The organism is Mesorhizobium sp. ES1-1, assembly GCF_020164785.1.
GTDB lineage: Bacteria > Pseudomonadota > Alphaproteobacteria > Rhizobiales > Rhizobiaceae > Mesorhizobium.
Map to the genome: position 1 here is coordinate 240,299 of NZ_JAIUGX010000002.1, position 15,437 is coordinate 255,735.

Sequence of the window (15,437 nt, forward strand, 5' to 3'; positions counted from 1 at the left end):
CGCAACGTCTCGTTGCGAGCGGCTTGGTTGCGCGTTGTTCCTGTCCTGGATGGACGGAGCTTGATCGCAAACCTTGATTTCGCCACCCAACCGGTGAAAAGCTCCGGCGATGGAATGGCGCGACGAGGGAATCATTCTCGGCACCCGAAAGCATGGCGAAACCAGCGCCATTCTCGAGGTGATGACACGCGCGCATGGTCGTCATCTCGGCCTCGTGCGCGGAGGCCGCTCGCGCAAGCAGCAGCCCGTCCTTCAGCCCGGCAATCGCGTCGACTTGTTGTGGCGGGCGCGGCTCGACGAACATCTCGGCACATTCCAGGCCGAGGCGATCGAGATGAATGCCGCGCGGCTGATGGACAGCGCCGTCGCCGTCTACGGGCTCCAGACCATGGCGGCCCATCTGCGCCTGTTGCCCGAGCGCGACGCTCATGAAGGCCTCTTCGAAACGCTTGCCGTGATGATCGTTCATCTCGACGACGCCGACGCAGCCGGCGAGCTGGTGGCGCGTTTCGAGCTTCTTGTTCTCGATGAACTCGGCTTTGGCCTCGATCTCAGCCGGTGCGCCGCTACAGGCACGCAACAAGACCTTGCCTATGTCTCGCCAAAGTCGGGACGCGCCGTATCGCGCGAAGCCGGCGCGCCATGGCGCGACAAAATGCTGGCGCTGCCGGCCTTCCTGCAGCGCGGCTCCGGCTTGCGCGCGGATCAGGCAGCGGTCGACGAGGCCTTCCGGCTGACCGGTTTCTTCTTCAATCGTCATGTCTACGAGCCGCGCGGCATCGAGCAACCGGATGCCCGCACCGGCTTTCTTGCGGCACTGCGCAAGCACCATGCGCGCGGCAAGGCGATTGCGGGGGAGAGCGCAGCATGAGCGCCGTTGAACCATAGGGTAGTATTGCGCATGTTTCCGGCCGTTCGGCCGCCGCATTTGAGTGTCAGTGACACGAAACGTCAGTGAGAACTGGCCTGGTTTGGGGGAACCGCCATGTTTGAAAGCCTGATCGGCCTTGTCGCCATCATCGCTTTGTTCGTCATCATTTCGCGCCTGCAGAGCCGTCTCGGCCTGGTCGAGCGAGAACTTGGCGCGTTGCGCAGCCTCGTCCTTTCAGGCGTGCCGCCGGTGGCCAAGCCATCCGAACAGAAGGCGGTCGAAGATCAGCCGGCGGTCGCTGCTCCGACGCTTGTCGCGGCGACCGATGCCGCATCGCCGGTGGTCAGTGATCCGGCTGTGGTGCAGGCAAGCGCTCCCAAGGCGGAAAGCCAGGCCGGTGAGGTCGTGTCCGGGCCATGGGCGCCAGGCGAGGGGACTCCGAAGGCTGCAAAGCCCGCTGAGCCGGCCAGGCCGAAAGCGGCCGGCCAATCCGAAGTTGAAACGGCGCTCGGCACGCGCTGGGCCGTCTGGGTTGGCGGAATCGCACTGGCGCTGGGCGGACTGTTCCTGGTCCGTTACACGATCGAGGCCGGCATTTTTGGGCCGGGCGTTCGGCTGACCATGGCGGCGATACTCGGTATGATCCTGATCGCCGGCGGCGAAGCCATTCGCCGCACCGGCTTCAAGGTGCCGGTGAAAGGTGCCGCCGGGGCCTATATCCCCGCGATCCTGACATCGGCTGGCGCTTTCATCCTGTTCGGCACGGTCTACGCCGCACATGGCGTTTACGGCTTCATCGGCCCGGCGCTGGCCTTCACGTTGTTGGGCGCCATCGGCTTGGCGACGATCGCGGCCGCCCTTGTCCACGGCCAGGCGTTGGCCGGTATCGGTCTCGTCGGCGCAATGATGACGCCGATGCTGATCGCCTCGCGCGCCCCCAATCCATGGGCGCTGTTCGGCTATCTGGCAATCGTGCTTGTCGCCAGCGCTGCCATCGCCCGAATGCGCGACTGGAAATTGCTGATGGCGGCGGCCTTCGCCGGCACCGGCATTTGGACCATCCTCTACATGGTCGACGCGCCGGGCGCGAACCTCTCCGCCATCCTGTTCATCGACGCCGCCACGCTGGGCGTTCTGGCCCTTGTCTGGCTAGGCGGCCGTGGTGATGCAGCCGGACCGCCCCGCGATTTCGACTGGCCGACGATTGTGCCAGGCCTGTTCGTCGCGTTTTCCGCTCTGGGTCTGTCGGTTGATCCTGCTTTCGCCGCCGCCGGCTATGCCTTGCCGGGAGCGATGGTTCTCGCCGCGATGGTCGCCGTGGCGCTCTATCGCCCATTGGCGTTGCCGTTGCTTTATGCGGCCGGGACCGTCACGGCCATGATTTATATCGGCATCATTCCGCCGACGACCATGGTTTCCGACTTTTCCATCGGCGCCATGGGCGCCGACGGCTCGCCCGTTGCTGCGCTAGGCAGCCTGACATTGCGCATCGGCATCGCGCTTGGCCTGGTCTTCATCGGTGCGGGCTTCTGGGCCGCGCGGCGGTCCGCGACGGCACGGGTCCGCGCCGCGTCATGGGCGGCCTGGGGCGTCATCGTACCGCTGGTCATCCTGCTTGCGCTCTGGTCTGCCTTTGGCAATCTCGACCGCGATTTCGTCTACGCCGTGGTCGCGGCACTGCTGGTCGTGGCGTTCGCCGCCGGCGGCGAATGGATTGCACGCGCCGAAGAGCCTCCGCTAAAGGGCGGCCTGGCCGTGTCGTTTGCCTTGTGCGGCTCGGCGATAGCCGGGCTGGCGATGCTTCACATGGCTTTCAATTCGGGCTGGACAACGATCCTGCTGGGTGCTGCTGCCATCGTTCCGGCGCTCGCGACGCGCTGGCGGTCCTATCCCGTCCTCGGCTGGATCTCGGTCGGCGCGGTTATCGCGGTGCTTGCCCGCGTCGCCTTCGATCCGACCATCGTCGGTGCCGAATTCCTGTCGAGGACGCCGGTATTCAACTGGTTGCTGGCCGGCTACGGCATACCGGCGCTGGCGTTCGGCGTGTCAGCCTGGCAGCTGGCGCGCACCACCAACGGTCGGCCGCGTCTCGCCATAGAGGCAGCGACGGCGCTGTTCGCGCTTCTGACCGTCGCAATGCTCGTGCGCCACGCCATGCATGGCGGGGTGATCAGCACCGGCGCGGTGACGCTTGCCGAACAGGCGATCTACACGCTGATCGCCATCGGCGCCGGCGCGATCCTGGTCGCCATCGACATGCGCTCGCCAAGCGCGGTGCTGCGCCAGGGTTCGATGGCGGCAGGCGTCGTCTCGGCCGCGTTCATCGTCGTCCAGCATTTCCTGGTCCTGAACCCCTTGTTCACCGACGAATCGACCGGCGGCATCGCGGTGTTCAACCTATTGTTCCTCGCCTATTTGTTGCCAGCTGTCGCCGCCGGCGGTTTGGCGCTCTATAGCAGGGGCAAGCGCCCGCGATGGTATTCGGCAATGCTTGCCCTGGTGGCGGCACTCCTGGCCTTCGCCTACGCAACGCTCTCGGTGAGGCGTCTGTTCAAGGGCGAGTTCATCGGCCTGTGGAGCGGCCTTGGCCAATTGGAAACCTACACATATTCGGCGCTCTGGCTGGTCATAGGCGTGGCATTGCTGACCGCCGGCGTCTGGCTGAAGTCGCAGGTGTTGCGCGTGGCGTCCGCAGCCTTGATCGCGATTGCCGTATTGAAAGTCTTCCTCTTCGACATGTCGGAGCTTGAAGGCGTGCTCAGAGCGCTCTCCTTCATCGGCCTCGGCGCGGTCCTGATCGGCATCGGCCTGTTCTATCAACGGCTCTTGACCAGGGCGGCGAAGGCCGACGGATGAAGCAACAAGAACCAGACTTTCAACCGGCCGGGAATAAACCGGCATCCCGTGTCGTTGTGTCATTGCTCGGGTGATCGGAGCGCGGACCGCTTCGCGCTGGTCGCTTGCGCCGCGCCGCGAAGGCGCGTTCAATCGGGATTCACAAGGGCGTTCTCAGAACCAGCGGTCATGGACGACAAGAAGGCAGCACTCCTTGGTGAAATACCGCGCCTGCGACGCTACGCACGCTCGCTCCTGCGCGACCGCGATGCCGCCGACGACCTTGTTCAGGACTGCCTCGAGCGGGCACTTTCGCGGCTCGAAAACTGGCAGACGGGAGAAAGCCCCAGGAGGTGGCTGTTCACGATCATGCATCATTTGTTCATCGACCAGATGCGCAAGGTGAACCGTCGCGGCGAGGCGGCGATGCTGCCGCTTGAGGCCGGCGAGGCGGTTGCCCAACCCGCCGATCAGGTGGAGACCATCGCGTCGCGCGAGATCATCGACGCGCTGCAGGCGATCAACCCCGACCGCCGCGCGGCCCTCGTCATGGTTGCCATCGAAGGGTTTTCCTACGCCGAAGCCGCCAACATACTTGGCGTGCCGGCAGGCACGTTGATGTCACGCATTGCGCGCGGGCGCGAGGAACTGCGCGGCTTGCTGGATGACACCGCGCGCCGCCGCGCGATAAGGATCGTCGAGCAATGATCCGCCGAGAATTTTCCGAACGTGACATCCACATGGCGCTCGACGGGGAATTGCCTGCCGAGGAGCGCGCCGCCTATGATGCCTGGCTCGACGCCAATCCCGAGATGAAGGCCAGGAGCAGTCGCTTCACGGCCGACCGGGCGGCAATGCGCGCCGCCTTCGCCAGCGTTCTGGATGAGGCGGTGCCTGCGCGGTTGCGGAACGTGGTTCTCGGCGAGGCACCTGCCAAGAAGTCGGCTCCACCCTCGCGCTGGTGGCTCGGCGCGGCCGCGGCCGCGCTTTTGGTCGCGGGCGGGCTCGGAGGCTATCTTGCCGGCATGGACGGTATTCTCCGGGAGGATCCGGCCGAGGATCAACTGGCCGAGCAGGCGATAGCCGCCCATGTCATTTTCGCCGCCGAGAAGCGGCACGCGGTGGAAGTGCCGGCGAGCGATAAGGATCACCTGCAGACCTGGCTGTCCAACCGGGTGGGCCTGAAGCTGGTGGCGCCGGACTTGAGCGCCAACGGTTTCCAGTTGATCGGCGGACGTTTGCTGCCGGCTGGCGAGGGCAAGGCCGCGATGCTGCTTTACGAAGATGACAAGGGCGAGCGCATATCCCTCTTCGTCACGGCGGAATCAACCGAGAATGCCAAGGGTACCTATGCGTCGGAGCAGAGCGGCCCACAGGCCGTCTACTGGCTGGACAAGGGCTATGGATGCGCCGTCGTCGGCTCGCTGCCCCAAGGGCAACTGGCCGTCGTGGCAAGGAGCGCCTACGACCAGCTTTTGGCCGGCCTCGCTACATGAATCGCCCGTAATTTGGCCCGCCTTCTCTTTCTAATGCTTCGTGTCCGCCCAATGCTCGCGGGCTTCCTGTGCGGCTCGAACTGTCACAATTCGGCCCTAATCAAGGTGCGATAGCGCTTGAGGAATGTTGGAATTTCGCCCAGTGTTGCGACGCTTTTGACCGGGCCGTTTCCGCAACCCAATCGAGGTTTTCTCAAGTCGCATGCCTGCCGAGATTCGCACGGCCCGCGCGTCTGACGTCGATGATCTCGCCGCCATAGAGAAAGCTGTTTTTTCAAGCGACCGGATTTCCCGCCGCTCCTTCCGCCTGTTCATCGAGCGCGAGACGGCCGAGACGCTGGTGGCCGAAGTCGGTGGCCGCGTGGCTGGCTATGCGATCGTGCTGTTTCGCAAGGGCAGTGGCGTGGCGCGCCTTTATTCTATTGCCACCGGGCCCTTTTTCGGCGGTCTCGGCGTGGGCCGCATGCTACTGGCCTCGGCCGAGGATGCCGCCTTCGGACATGGCCGCATGATGCTCCGTCTTGAAGTGCGCGAGGACAATGACCGCGCCATCGGCATTTATGAGCAGGCGGGTTATCGCAAGATCGGCCGTGAGGACGGCTATTACGAGGACGGCGAGACAGCGCTTCGGTACGAAAAGACCCTGCGCGGCGACGTGCCCGTCGCTACCGAGGTACCGTTCTACCAGCAGACATGCGAGTTCACCTGCGGCCCATGCTGCCTGATGATGGCCATGGCCAATTTCGACCGCACCTTCGTGCCGGATCCGGTGATGGAGATCCGCCTCTGGCGCGAGGCGACGACCGTCTTCATGATGTCCGGGCCCGGCGGCTGCGAGCCGTTCGGACTTGCCGTTTCGGGATATGAAGGCGGACTTTCGGCGGAGATCCACGTCTCCTTTTACGGAGCGCTGTTCCTGCAATCGGTCCGCAGCGGGGACAAGCGCCGAGTGATGGAACTGGCGCAGGTCGACTTTCGACGCCGCGCGGAACAATACGGTATTCCAGTGATTTACCGTCCGTTCACAATCGATGACATCCGCAATGCCATAGCCGGGGGCAAACTGGTTCTGGTGCTGATCAGCGGCTTTCTGATGTTCGGCAAGAAGGTGCCGCATTGGGTGCTTGCCATAGGCGACGACGGCGATCACATCCTGATCCATGACCCATGGGTGGAGGACGAAAGGCAGGAGACCATCCTTGATGCCGCCAACATTCCCGTGCCCTACGACATCTTCATGAACATGGCGCAGTTCGGCCGCGACGGACTGCGCGCCGCCATCACTCTGGGAAAGCGCGAAAGACAATGACCTGGGTCATCCTTACCGGCAGGCAGAGCGATCTCGACCAGGTGGCGACACCGCACAAGATCATCACCAATCGCGATTATCTGGCACATCCCTCGCTGTTTCGCGGCCAGCGGCCGAAAGTCATAAACCTGTCGAACAATTACGCCTACCAGAGCCGTGGCTACTATGCCTCGCTCCTGGCAAGCTCGCGCGGCCACAAGGTGATCCCGACGGTCGAGACGATGATCGACCTGTCCGAACGCAAGCTCTACGAGCATGCGTTGCCGGAGCTGGAGCTGGCACTCAACAAATGCCGAAAGGATCTCGGCGGCGTTTTTCCGGCAAAGGTCTGCGTCTTCTTCGGCATTGGCCCCTCCAAGATCTGGGATCGTTTCGCCAAGCTGTTGTTTGACTGGTTCCGGGCACCCGCACTCGAAGTCCACATCAGAGACAGCGACGAATGGGCCTCGATCCGCAAGATCGGCTTTCACCCGCTGGCGCGGATGACCGACGACGAAGAGAAGAGCTTCATCCAGTGCCTGGAGACCTACACGAACCGCGAATGGCGCGACACGAAAGGCCGCACACCGGCGCGCTACACCTTCGCAACCCTGGTCGATCCGCACGAGGAACTGCCGCCCTCGGAGATTTCGTCGCTGCGCTACTGGGCCAAGATCGCCGAGAAGATGGGCGTCGAAATCGAGCCGATCACCAAGCGGGACCTCGCCAAGCTGGCCAATTACGACGCGCTGTTCATCCGTGAGACCACATCGATCTCGAACCACACCTATCGGTTCGCCCGCCGCGCCCAGCAGGAAGGCATGCCGGTCATCGACGACCCGCTGTCGATGATCCGCTGTACCAACAAGGTCTATCTCAACGAGCTGATGGCCTACAACAAGGTGCCGGTGCCGCCGACGGTAATGATCGCTGGCACCTCAGACCTCGAACTGGCGGCGCAGACGCTGGGCTTCCCGCTGGTGCTGAAGATCCCGGATTCGTCATTCTCGCGCGGCGTCAAGAAATGCGCCGACTTCGAGGAGTTGAAGACGCTCGCCACCGAATGGCTGGAGGATTCCGACCTTCTGATCGCACAGAAGTTCATTCCCACAGAATATGATTGGCGCGTCGGCGTGCTCGGCGGCCAACCGCTATTCGCTGTCCACTATCTAATGGCCAAGAAGCACTGGCAGATCGTCAACCACAAGGCCAGCGGCAAGCCGGACCAGGGCGGCATCAAGACGTTCACGCTGAAGGAGACGCCTGCGCATGTCGTTGAGACGGCGGTCAAGGCGGCGCGCTGCATCGGTGATGGTCTTTACGGTGTCGACCTCAAGGAGACCAAGGACGGCGTCTTCGTCATCGAGGTCAACGACAACCCGAACCTTGACCATGGCTGGGAGGATTCCGGCGAAAAGGATGAAGTCTGGGTACGGCTGACCCAATGGTTCCTAGAGCGGCTCGACCGCCCTGGGCGGTAACTTGGTCTACAAGGGCGCCGCTGGTCCGGGGCAAAGCGGCTAATTCTTTATGGTGTGGATTTGGCACGCAACGCCGGTGAGCCCACCGCCTGCTGGCATTCGTTGATCAGCCAGACGCGGAACGCCGCCACCACGTCCCGCTTTGCGCTGCGCTCGGGAATCGTCAGGCAATAGGGTTGGCGCAACGAAATTGTCGTGGGCGACGCTCCCACAAGCCTGCCGTTCTCCAGCGCCTCGGCACAATAGACCCCTTGCGCCAGCGTCGCGCCCAGTCCCGCAATGGCGAGGTCGAGCGCCGCGCGTGATGAGTTGGCGGAAAGGCCACGCCGCGCTGGCCCGCGAGGTTCGATACCGGCAGCCTCGAACCAGTGGCGCCAGGACGGAAACGCCGCCCCGGTTGGACCCCAGTCGGTGTGGATCAACGGCAACTCTGCAACCGAACTCTCGTTCGCTTCGATCGCGCCAACAAGCCGTGGTGCACAGGCGGCATAGACAGCGTCGCGAGCAATCTCCTCGGTCGGGTGCTCACGGTAATGTGGACCGTAGGAGAGCCTGATGTCGATCAACTCGCGATCGAATGGCACCGGATCGTCCTCACCCCGCAGAGATATGTCGGCCGCGCCATGGCTGGCGACGAAGCCGGCGAGGCGCTGCGAAAGCCAACCCATGGCCATCGAAGGTGGTACCGAGACCACCAGGCGCGGACGGAACGCTGCGCCGCCCAGCTCTCGCGAGACGCTGCCGATTTCCTGGAAGGCCAGGGTCAGCCGTGGCAGCATTTCCAAGCCGGCCTCGGTGAGCACGACGCGGCGGTTAACCCGGTGAAACAGCTTGCGGCCGGTCTGTTCCTCGATGGTGCGGATAAGCTGGCTGATTGCGGCGGCCGACACCGAAAGCTCTTCCGCCGCGGTGGCAAAGCTGCCCGTGCGCGCCGCGGCCTCGAAGGCCTGAAGCCCCTTTAGTGATGGGAGTGCTTCCATGACCGCCGGATAGATAAGGTGAGCTTACCCAAATCGCAGGAATCGTCGTTTTTGGAAAGCTTTTTTAGCTGATAGAGTTGGCAATAGGATCGACACCCCGGATCGGAGCCGATGGACCATCGCGACATCATCGCCTCATTGACTCCCGAAGAGCGCAATCGCCTGACGGCCAAATCCGACGCTGCGGGTCTCTTTCAGCTCGCCGCCCACTGGCTCGCGATCCTGATCATCGGATCGCTGATCGCTGCAAAAGTGCCGTTCTGGCAGTTGCTGATGTTGCCGCAAGGTATCCTGATCGTCTTCCTGTTCACGCTGCTGCACGAGACTGTCCACCGCACCGCCTTCGAGACCCCGTGGCTGAACGACGTCGTCGCGCGAATATGCAGCCTGGCGCTGGCATTGCCGGCCGACTGGTTCCGGTATTTCCATTTCGCCCATCACCGCTACACGCAGGATCCGGACAATGACCCGGAGCTGGCGTTTCCCAAACCCGAAACGCTGCGGCAATACCTCGTGCATGTTTCCGGAATCCCGCTTTGGTGGGGCCATCTCAAGACGATCTACGCCAATGCCCTCGGCGACAGCCAGGAGAGCTACGTTCCGACGAAGGGCCGCCCCAAGGTGCGGGCCGAGGCACGCGCCATGATTGGATTTTACGCCGTGCTGCTCCTTCTAGCCGTCTACTTCCGGCTCACGGTGCTTCTTTATATCTGGATCATTCCCGCTCTGCTCGGCCAGCCCTTCCTGCGGCTCTACTTGCTGGCCGAGCACGGCCGCTGTCCGTTCGTCGCCAACATGCTGGAGAACACCAGAACCACGCTGACCAACTGGGTGGTGCGCAAGCTTGCATGGAACATGCCGTTTCACGCCGAGCATCATGCCTATCCCGGCGTGCCATTCCACCAATTGCCGCAATTTCACGCGCTGATCGAGCGGCACCTCAAGGTGGTCGAGCCTGGCTATGTCAGCTTCCACGAAAAATACATCGACACGCTGCACTGACGCCGATGCAGCACCAGGAGCTTTTGGCCTTCAACCTGGCGCGGAGGCTGGAACTCCGCTTCGCGCCTTCTCGATCGCTGAAAACCGCTCCAGGAACGCGTTCTGGGCCCAGGTCACCGAACGGGGCGTGAAATCGAAGCGATCGGCGCTGAAACCGCGCGGACGCCCGAAGAACTCCGTCGCCTCGGCGGCCGAAAAACCCGCAAGCAGCGTTGCCTCGAAATAAGCAGCGATTTGGTCAGCGCGCTTTATCTCTCTGCGAAGCGCGGCGGCCGGTTCCGGCGGCAACGCGAAGCGCAGATGAATGGCGCGCTGCAGGCGCAGCTCGCAGTCCTTGTAGCTTCCGCCCATCACGGATTTGAACGGAGAAATCATGTCGCCGATGACGTATTCGGGCGCATCGTGCAGCAGCGCCACCAACCGGGCGTTGGCCGGAGCATCAGGCATGATGTCACAGAACAGGGCCTCGACCAGCAGCGAGTGTTGGGCGACCGAAAAGGCATGCTCGCCTCGGGTCTGGCCGTTCCATCGGGCGACCCGGGCAAGCCCATGCGCGATGTCGGAGATTTCGATGTCTAGCGGTGAGGGGTCGAGCAGGTCGAGCCGGCGGCCGGACAGCATGCGCTGCCAGGCGCGTGCCGGCGCGCCGACGCGGTCGGCTGACATCAGGCCTGCTCCTCGCTGACGGCTTCCGATGGGAAGCTGAATTTAGCCCAACTGGGAATAGCTAACGTGACTGGCACGTCTCCCGCCATGATCGGCCTGTCGGTGTCCACTGCCGCCTTGACCTTATCGATACGGGCAATCGTCAGCCCGACCACGCCGGCGGTCGAGCCGAGCGCGCCGACCGGTCGGCCATCGGCGGTGAGCTCGGTTCCGGGAGCGGGCAGGGCCTGTTCGGCCGCGACGATAAGCACGCGCCGCCTGGCCGTGCCGCGATGCTGCATGCGCGAAACCACTTCCTGGCCGACATAGCAGCCCTTCCTAAAGCCGACACCACCGGTTTCGTCGAGCAGCACATCATGGGGGAAGGCGTCTCCCAGCTGATAGTCGCTGCCACTTTCGGCAATGCCGTTTGCAATACGGAAGGCCAGCCACGCAGCGCCATCGCCCCCCGCCACGGCGTCGTCATAGGAACGGGTAACGCCATTGCCGGAAAAGCGTCGGTCGACTAGCGCGGCTGACTCGGATTGAGAGGTCGTTGACTCGCCTCCCCAGGCGATTGTGACAAGCGCCTGATCCGCCTTGCCAATCTCGACCTTGGCCCGCAGTTTGTAGAGCGTCAGCCGGCGCACGAAATCATCCGATATGTCGGCACGGCATTCCAACCGGAATGCGTTTTCGCCGGCGCGCGAGATCAGGAAGTCGAACAGGATCTTGCCTTGCGGCGAAAGCAGGGCTCCCGGCTTTGCGTCGCCCGCGACAAGGGCGTCGAGATCGGTGGTCAGGATGTTCTGCAGGAAATGCTCAGCATCCGGGCCCGAGACAGAAACTAGCGCGCGGTCTGTGAGCTGGGCGAGGGGCATTGGCGGCAGTGAACCTGATCTTGCAAAACGGTCGGCCTTTACGTAAGCCGCTGGCACTCCCCCCGCAAGAGAGCATGGCAATGACCTACGACCTCATCCTGACAGGCGGCACAGTGGTCAACCATGACGGCGAAGGTGCTCGCGACATAGGCGTCAGGCAAGGACGGATCGCGGCCATCGGCGATCTCGCCCAGGCTTCGGCAGGCGAGACGATCGACTGCCGTGGTCTGCATATCCTGCCAGGTGTCATAGACAGCCAGGTGCATTTCCGTGAACCCGGACTGGAGCACAAGGAAGACTTGGAAAGCGGCTCGCGGTCGGCGGTGCTGGGCGGTGTCACCGCCGTGTTCGAGATGCCCAACACCAATCCGCTGACCACCAGCGAGGCGACGCTTGCCGACAAGGTTCAACGCGGCACCGACCGTATGCATTGCGATTTCGCCTTCTGGGTCGGTGGCACGCGCGAGAATGCGAAAGACGTCGGTGAGCTCGAGCGGTTGCCGGGAGCGGCCGGCATCAAGGTCTTCATGGGCTCGTCCACCGGCGATCTGCTGGTCGAGGACGACGAAGGAGTTGCCTCGATCCTGCGCAATACACGCCGCCGTGCCGCTTTTCATTCCGAGGACGAATTCCGCCTGCGCGAACGCTTGGGCGAGCGCATCGAGGGCGATCCTTCATCGCATCCGGTCTGGCGCGACGAAATCGCCGCCCTGCGCTGCACCGAGCGGCTGGTGCGCATCGCGCGACGCGTCCGCGCCCGCATCCACGTGCTTCACATTTCGACGGCGGAAGAGATCCTGTTTCTCGAAGGGCACAAGGATGTTGCGACCTGCGAGGCGACGCCGCATCATTTGACCCTGTCGGCGGACGACTATGCCCGGCTCGGCACGCTGATCCAGATGAACCCGCCTGTACGGGACAAGCGCCATCGCGACGGCGTCTGGCATGGCATCGCGCAAGGCATTGTCGACGTGCTCGGCTCCGATCACGCGCCCCATACGCTAGCCGAGAAGGGGAAGCCATATCCGGCTTCGCCGTCAGGGATGACCGGCGTGCAGACGCTGGTGCCCATCATGCTCGACCACGTCAATGCGGGCAGGCTAACGCTACAGCGCTTCGTCGACCTGTCCAGCCACGGCCCGCAACGCATCTTCGGCATGGCGAGAAAGGGCCGCATAGCCGCCGGCTACGATGCGGACTTCACCATCGTCGATATGAAGCGACGCGAAACCATCATTGACGCGCAGGTCGGCTCGAAGGCAGGCTGGACGCCCTATAATGGCAAGGACGTCACCGGCTGGCCGATCGGGACCGTCATTCGCGGTCGCCGAGTCATGTGGGAAGGCGAGATTGTCACGCCGGCTCAGGGAAGGGCGGTCGAGTTTTCCGAGGCCCTGCCGGTCCAGACCCCGTAGCCCGTGCAGGCAAGGCCGCTCAATCGCCGGCGACGAAGAAGGTCCATTGCCCCGACGGCGTGATGCCGACACGGTAGAAGATGTAGGCCCCGAATTGCTTCATGTCCTCGACGTCGCTCGCGGTGACGATCTTGAACAGTTCGACCTTCTGCCTGGCGTCGAGCTTGTCCAGCGGCAGCGCGAAGAAATACGGCCAGACATAGAGTTCCTGCGGTGTTCCGGCATCGACATGGACATAGCCGGCACTCAGCACTTCCTCCAGGATGGCCAGGATCTCCTGGCCGTCCGGGTCGCCGGAGAGTCCCTTGAGGAAGGCGATGGGGTCACCGTCTATATCGGTCAGCGATATCTGCGTCATGCTATCGCCCTTGCCGATCAAGGGCCGCAACTTTTCAATTTCGCCGCTCTTGCAGGCCTCGACGATCAGGTCATGCATGCGCCGCACCGGCTCGGGCAGCTTTCCGAGATCATAAACGACCTCGGGTGCCGGTGTGTCCGGATCTACGCGCGGCCTGGTCGTACCGCCATCGGCCGGGCTCTCAGGCTGTGCCCCGTCGGGGGCCGCCGGTTGGCTGGTGGAGGGCGGAGCACCTACCGGATCGGGCATCGGCACGGTGCTTCCGGGCACCATGTCGTCGTCCGCCGGCGGCGTGACGGGTGAGGGTAGCTCCTCGCGTTTGATCTCGCTCAACGCATAGGCGGGGCCGCTTGCCAGGCAGGCCACCAGGGGAATCGCGGCACAGGAGGCGACGAAACAGATGAAGGGCAACAAGCCATTTGGCTTGCCTGACATCGAAAGAGTCACTGCCCGCTCTCCTTAATTCCGGGCATCACGCCCGAGCGGCATATCGTCAATGAACCGGGCGTGAGTTCAGTGCCGAGGCCGTTCAGGTTCGAAGGCGCCTGCGATCACCTTTTCACGCATGCGGTCAAGCAGGGCAAGTGCCGAGGTCTCGCCATTGGCCCGCAGCATCTCGCCGAAGGCTGTTTCGAGTGCAGCTTCGGCAATGATTTCGGGCTCTATGCCCGCGGAGAGGCCCTCCGCCCACGCTTCATTGTGGCTCTCCACGGCGGTCAGGCGCTTTTCTTCCCTGACCAGGGCGTCGATGTCGTTGACGGCATGTTCCATATGCGATGCCCACCCTTTCAAGCCGGATCCGTGCGATTTGGATTGGCCTGATCTGTCCACTTCACTTGCGTGGTAATTAAGTCTCTGTAAATAAGACATTTTTTTGGTAGCTTCGGACGAATTCCTTTGACCGGCGCAACCATGCCTTCAGTTCGAGTCAACTTAGCCGATAAGAACGGGCCCCGGGGCGAAAACCTTCAGTTTGAGTTAATTCGACACTGGTGCGGTAAGGTTTGATTAATACTGTTGCAGAATCGCCACATTACGATCGCACCAGGGGATTTTCCGCACAAGCCGAATATGAACGTCGTGCTCCGCCATTGTCCGCGTGCGGGTGGCCAATGGGCTCGCAGCACCTAGTTGCCGTAACGCGAGGCGATTTCGCGTGACAGCGTTTCGCCCTCCTTCATGTAGCGGCTGATCGCTTCGCTCGCTGAGGGCGTGCACTGCGTATAGGTCCCACCGAACGAGCGGTAGCCCCGATTGAAACTCGCGATGAAGCGGGCACGCCGGTCGGCGTTCGGATTTTCCGACTCAAGCAGTTTTCCCATCTCCGCCCGCCACTGGTCGCCTTTCTCGCCGCACAGATTGCGCAGGAAATGCAGCGATCCCAGAACCTCCGCCAGCCGCATCAAACCGGGCTCGAACGGCGCCTCGGCGCCGAAAACTGGCCGAGTCGAGATGGCCGTACTGGCGGTGAGACAGAGCGCAACGAGAATCGATCGACGTTTCATGATCCTTCTCCGCCTAACGGCGTAGCATTATGGCCCGCCGAACCGCTCCTTCGCCGATCGTGGGCTCGTCGTGGGGGCAACAGTAAGTCCTTTTTGGCGAAGCATTTTGTCGCCCGCAAGGCGATTTTCAGGAACGCGTTCGGGAGGGATCCGCACGGAGGAGTTCCTCGGCAACGGAGAACACCGACCCCGCCAGTGGCAGGGCGCTCATCTGGTCGAGAGTGTAGAATGCCGCGGTCTCAGCGTCGTCACTGGCCTCGGCGTCGCCACCGGCGTAGGCGGCGCCGAATACGGTCAGCCGATAATCGACGGGGTGCCCGTCATCCCTGCCGTCTATATGGATCTCCCGCAATGGCCGGTAGTCTGTGGCGTGCAGGCCGGTCTCTTCAAGCAGTTCACGTTCCACGGCGTCGGCAAGTGTCTCGCCTGGCTCGACCTTGCCGCCGGGAAAGGCGTAGAGGCCTTTTGAAGGCTGGCGCGCGCGCTTGACCAGGAGCACCGTGTCGCCACGAACTACAGCGACCGAAACTGCCGGAAGCGTCGCGCGCATTTCGTTCATAGCCAACCTCTCGAGGCACAAACCGCCGTGGGCCGATTAACTTTTGGAGAGCTTTATCGGTTGCGGCGCTGCTGTTCCATCGCCACTTTCGTGCGTAGTCATTTTAGGGGCAGGAGCAAAT

At 63.0% G+C, this 15,437-nt stretch carries 15 protein-coding genes; 8 read left to right on the forward strand and 7 right to left on the reverse strand.

The window, feature by feature from the left end; genetic code table 11:
- Positions 1-109: 109 nt before the first annotated feature.
- From recO to LB513_RS03910, 6 genes are all read left to right on the forward strand, one after another.
- Positions 110-871: a DNA repair protein RecO gene (gene recO / locus LB513_RS03885; protein WP_224662150.1), complete on the forward strand. Its 762-nt coding sequence runs from the start codon at positions 110-112 to the stop codon at positions 869-871.
- Between the two features lie 114 nt (positions 872-985).
- A complete protein-coding gene (locus LB513_RS03890; protein WP_224662151.1) occupies positions 986-3,727 on the forward strand; it encodes a DUF2339 domain-containing protein in 2,742 nt (913 codons plus the stop codon).
- A gap of 168 nt (positions 3,728-3,895) precedes the next feature.
- Complete coding sequence (locus LB513_RS03895) at positions 3,896-4,414, forward strand: RNA polymerase sigma factor (protein ID WP_224662152.1); 519 nt, start codon at positions 3,896-3,898, stop codon at positions 4,412-4,414.
- Positions 4,411-5,202 carry an anti-sigma factor family protein gene (locus LB513_RS03900; RefSeq protein WP_224662153.1) on the forward strand — a complete coding sequence of 264 codons (792 nt, stop codon included), beginning with the start codon at positions 4,411-4,413 and terminating at the stop codon, positions 5,200-5,202. The genes LB513_RS03895 and LB513_RS03900 overlap by 4 nt, the downstream gene beginning before the upstream one ends.
- A gap of 202 nt (positions 5,203-5,404) precedes the next feature.
- The gene (locus LB513_RS03905) at positions 5,405-6,511 is read left to right on the forward strand and encodes a peptidase C39 family protein (protein ID WP_224662154.1); all 1,107 of its coding nucleotides are present in this window, start codon (positions 5,405-5,407) and stop codon (positions 6,509-6,511) included.
- Entirely contained in the window at positions 6,508-7,971 is a 1,464-nt protein-coding gene (locus LB513_RS03910; protein WP_224662155.1) for a RimK family protein, read from the forward strand. Before LB513_RS03905 ends, LB513_RS03910 begins: the two co-directional genes overlap by 4 nt.
- 47 nt (positions 7,972-8,018) lie before the next feature.
- Here the strand turns inward: LB513_RS03910 and LB513_RS03915 are convergent, their stop codons facing one another.
- The gene (locus LB513_RS03915; RefSeq protein ID WP_224662156.1) at positions 8,019-8,951 is read right to left on the reverse strand and encodes a LysR substrate-binding domain-containing protein; all 933 of its coding nucleotides are present in this window, start codon (positions 8,949-8,951) and stop codon (positions 8,019-8,021) included.
- A 111-nt stretch (positions 8,952-9,062) separates the two neighbouring features.
- On the opposite strand from LB513_RS03915, the gene LB513_RS03920 reads away from it, so the two are divergent.
- Positions 9,063-9,953, forward strand: coding sequence for a fatty acid desaturase family protein (locus tag LB513_RS03920; RefSeq protein ID WP_224662157.1), 891 nt, complete (start codon positions 9,063-9,065; stop codon positions 9,951-9,953).
- A gap of 30 nt (positions 9,954-9,983) precedes the next feature.
- Here the strand turns inward: LB513_RS03920 and LB513_RS03925 are convergent, their stop codons facing one another.
- Together LB513_RS03925 and LB513_RS03930 are read right to left on the reverse strand one after the other, a co-directional pair.
- Complete coding sequence (locus tag LB513_RS03925; RefSeq protein WP_224662158.1) at positions 9,984-10,619, reverse strand: HD family hydrolase; 636 nt, start codon at positions 10,617-10,619, stop codon at positions 9,984-9,986.
- On the reverse strand, positions 10,619-11,479 hold the full coding sequence (locus tag LB513_RS03930; RefSeq protein WP_224662159.1) for a YgfZ/GcvT domain-containing protein: 861 nt from the start codon (positions 11,477-11,479) through the stop codon (positions 10,619-10,621). Before LB513_RS03930 ends, LB513_RS03925 begins: the two co-directional genes overlap by 1 nt.
- Positions 11,480-11,553: 74 nt before the next feature.
- On the opposite strand from LB513_RS03930, the gene LB513_RS03935 reads away from it, so the two are divergent.
- Positions 11,554-12,894, forward strand: coding sequence for a dihydroorotase (locus LB513_RS03935; RefSeq protein WP_224662160.1), 1,341 nt, complete (start codon positions 11,554-11,556; stop codon positions 12,892-12,894).
- A gap of 19 nt (positions 12,895-12,913) precedes the next feature.
- On the opposite strand, the gene LB513_RS03940 is transcribed toward LB513_RS03935, so the two are convergent.
- From LB513_RS03940 to LB513_RS03955, 4 genes are all read right to left on the reverse strand, one after another.
- On the reverse strand, positions 12,914-13,699 hold the full coding sequence (locus tag LB513_RS03940) for a hypothetical protein (protein WP_224662161.1): 786 nt from the start codon (positions 13,697-13,699) through the stop codon (positions 12,914-12,916).
- A gap of 66 nt (positions 13,700-13,765) precedes the next feature.
- Positions 13,766-14,023 (reverse strand): hypothetical protein, encoded by a 258-nt coding sequence (locus LB513_RS03945; RefSeq protein ID WP_224662162.1) that lies wholly within the window; start codon positions 14,021-14,023, stop codon positions 13,766-13,768.
- A 356-nt stretch (positions 14,024-14,379) separates the two neighbouring features.
- Complete coding sequence (locus LB513_RS03950; protein ID WP_224662163.1) at positions 14,380-14,757, reverse strand: TIGR02301 family protein; 378 nt, start codon at positions 14,755-14,757, stop codon at positions 14,380-14,382.
- A 127-nt stretch (positions 14,758-14,884) separates the two neighbouring features.
- The gene (locus tag LB513_RS03955) at positions 14,885-15,316 is read right to left on the reverse strand and encodes an NUDIX hydrolase (protein ID WP_224662164.1); all 432 of its coding nucleotides are present in this window, start codon (positions 15,314-15,316) and stop codon (positions 14,885-14,887) included.
- Positions 15,317-15,437: the final 121 nt, after the last annotated feature.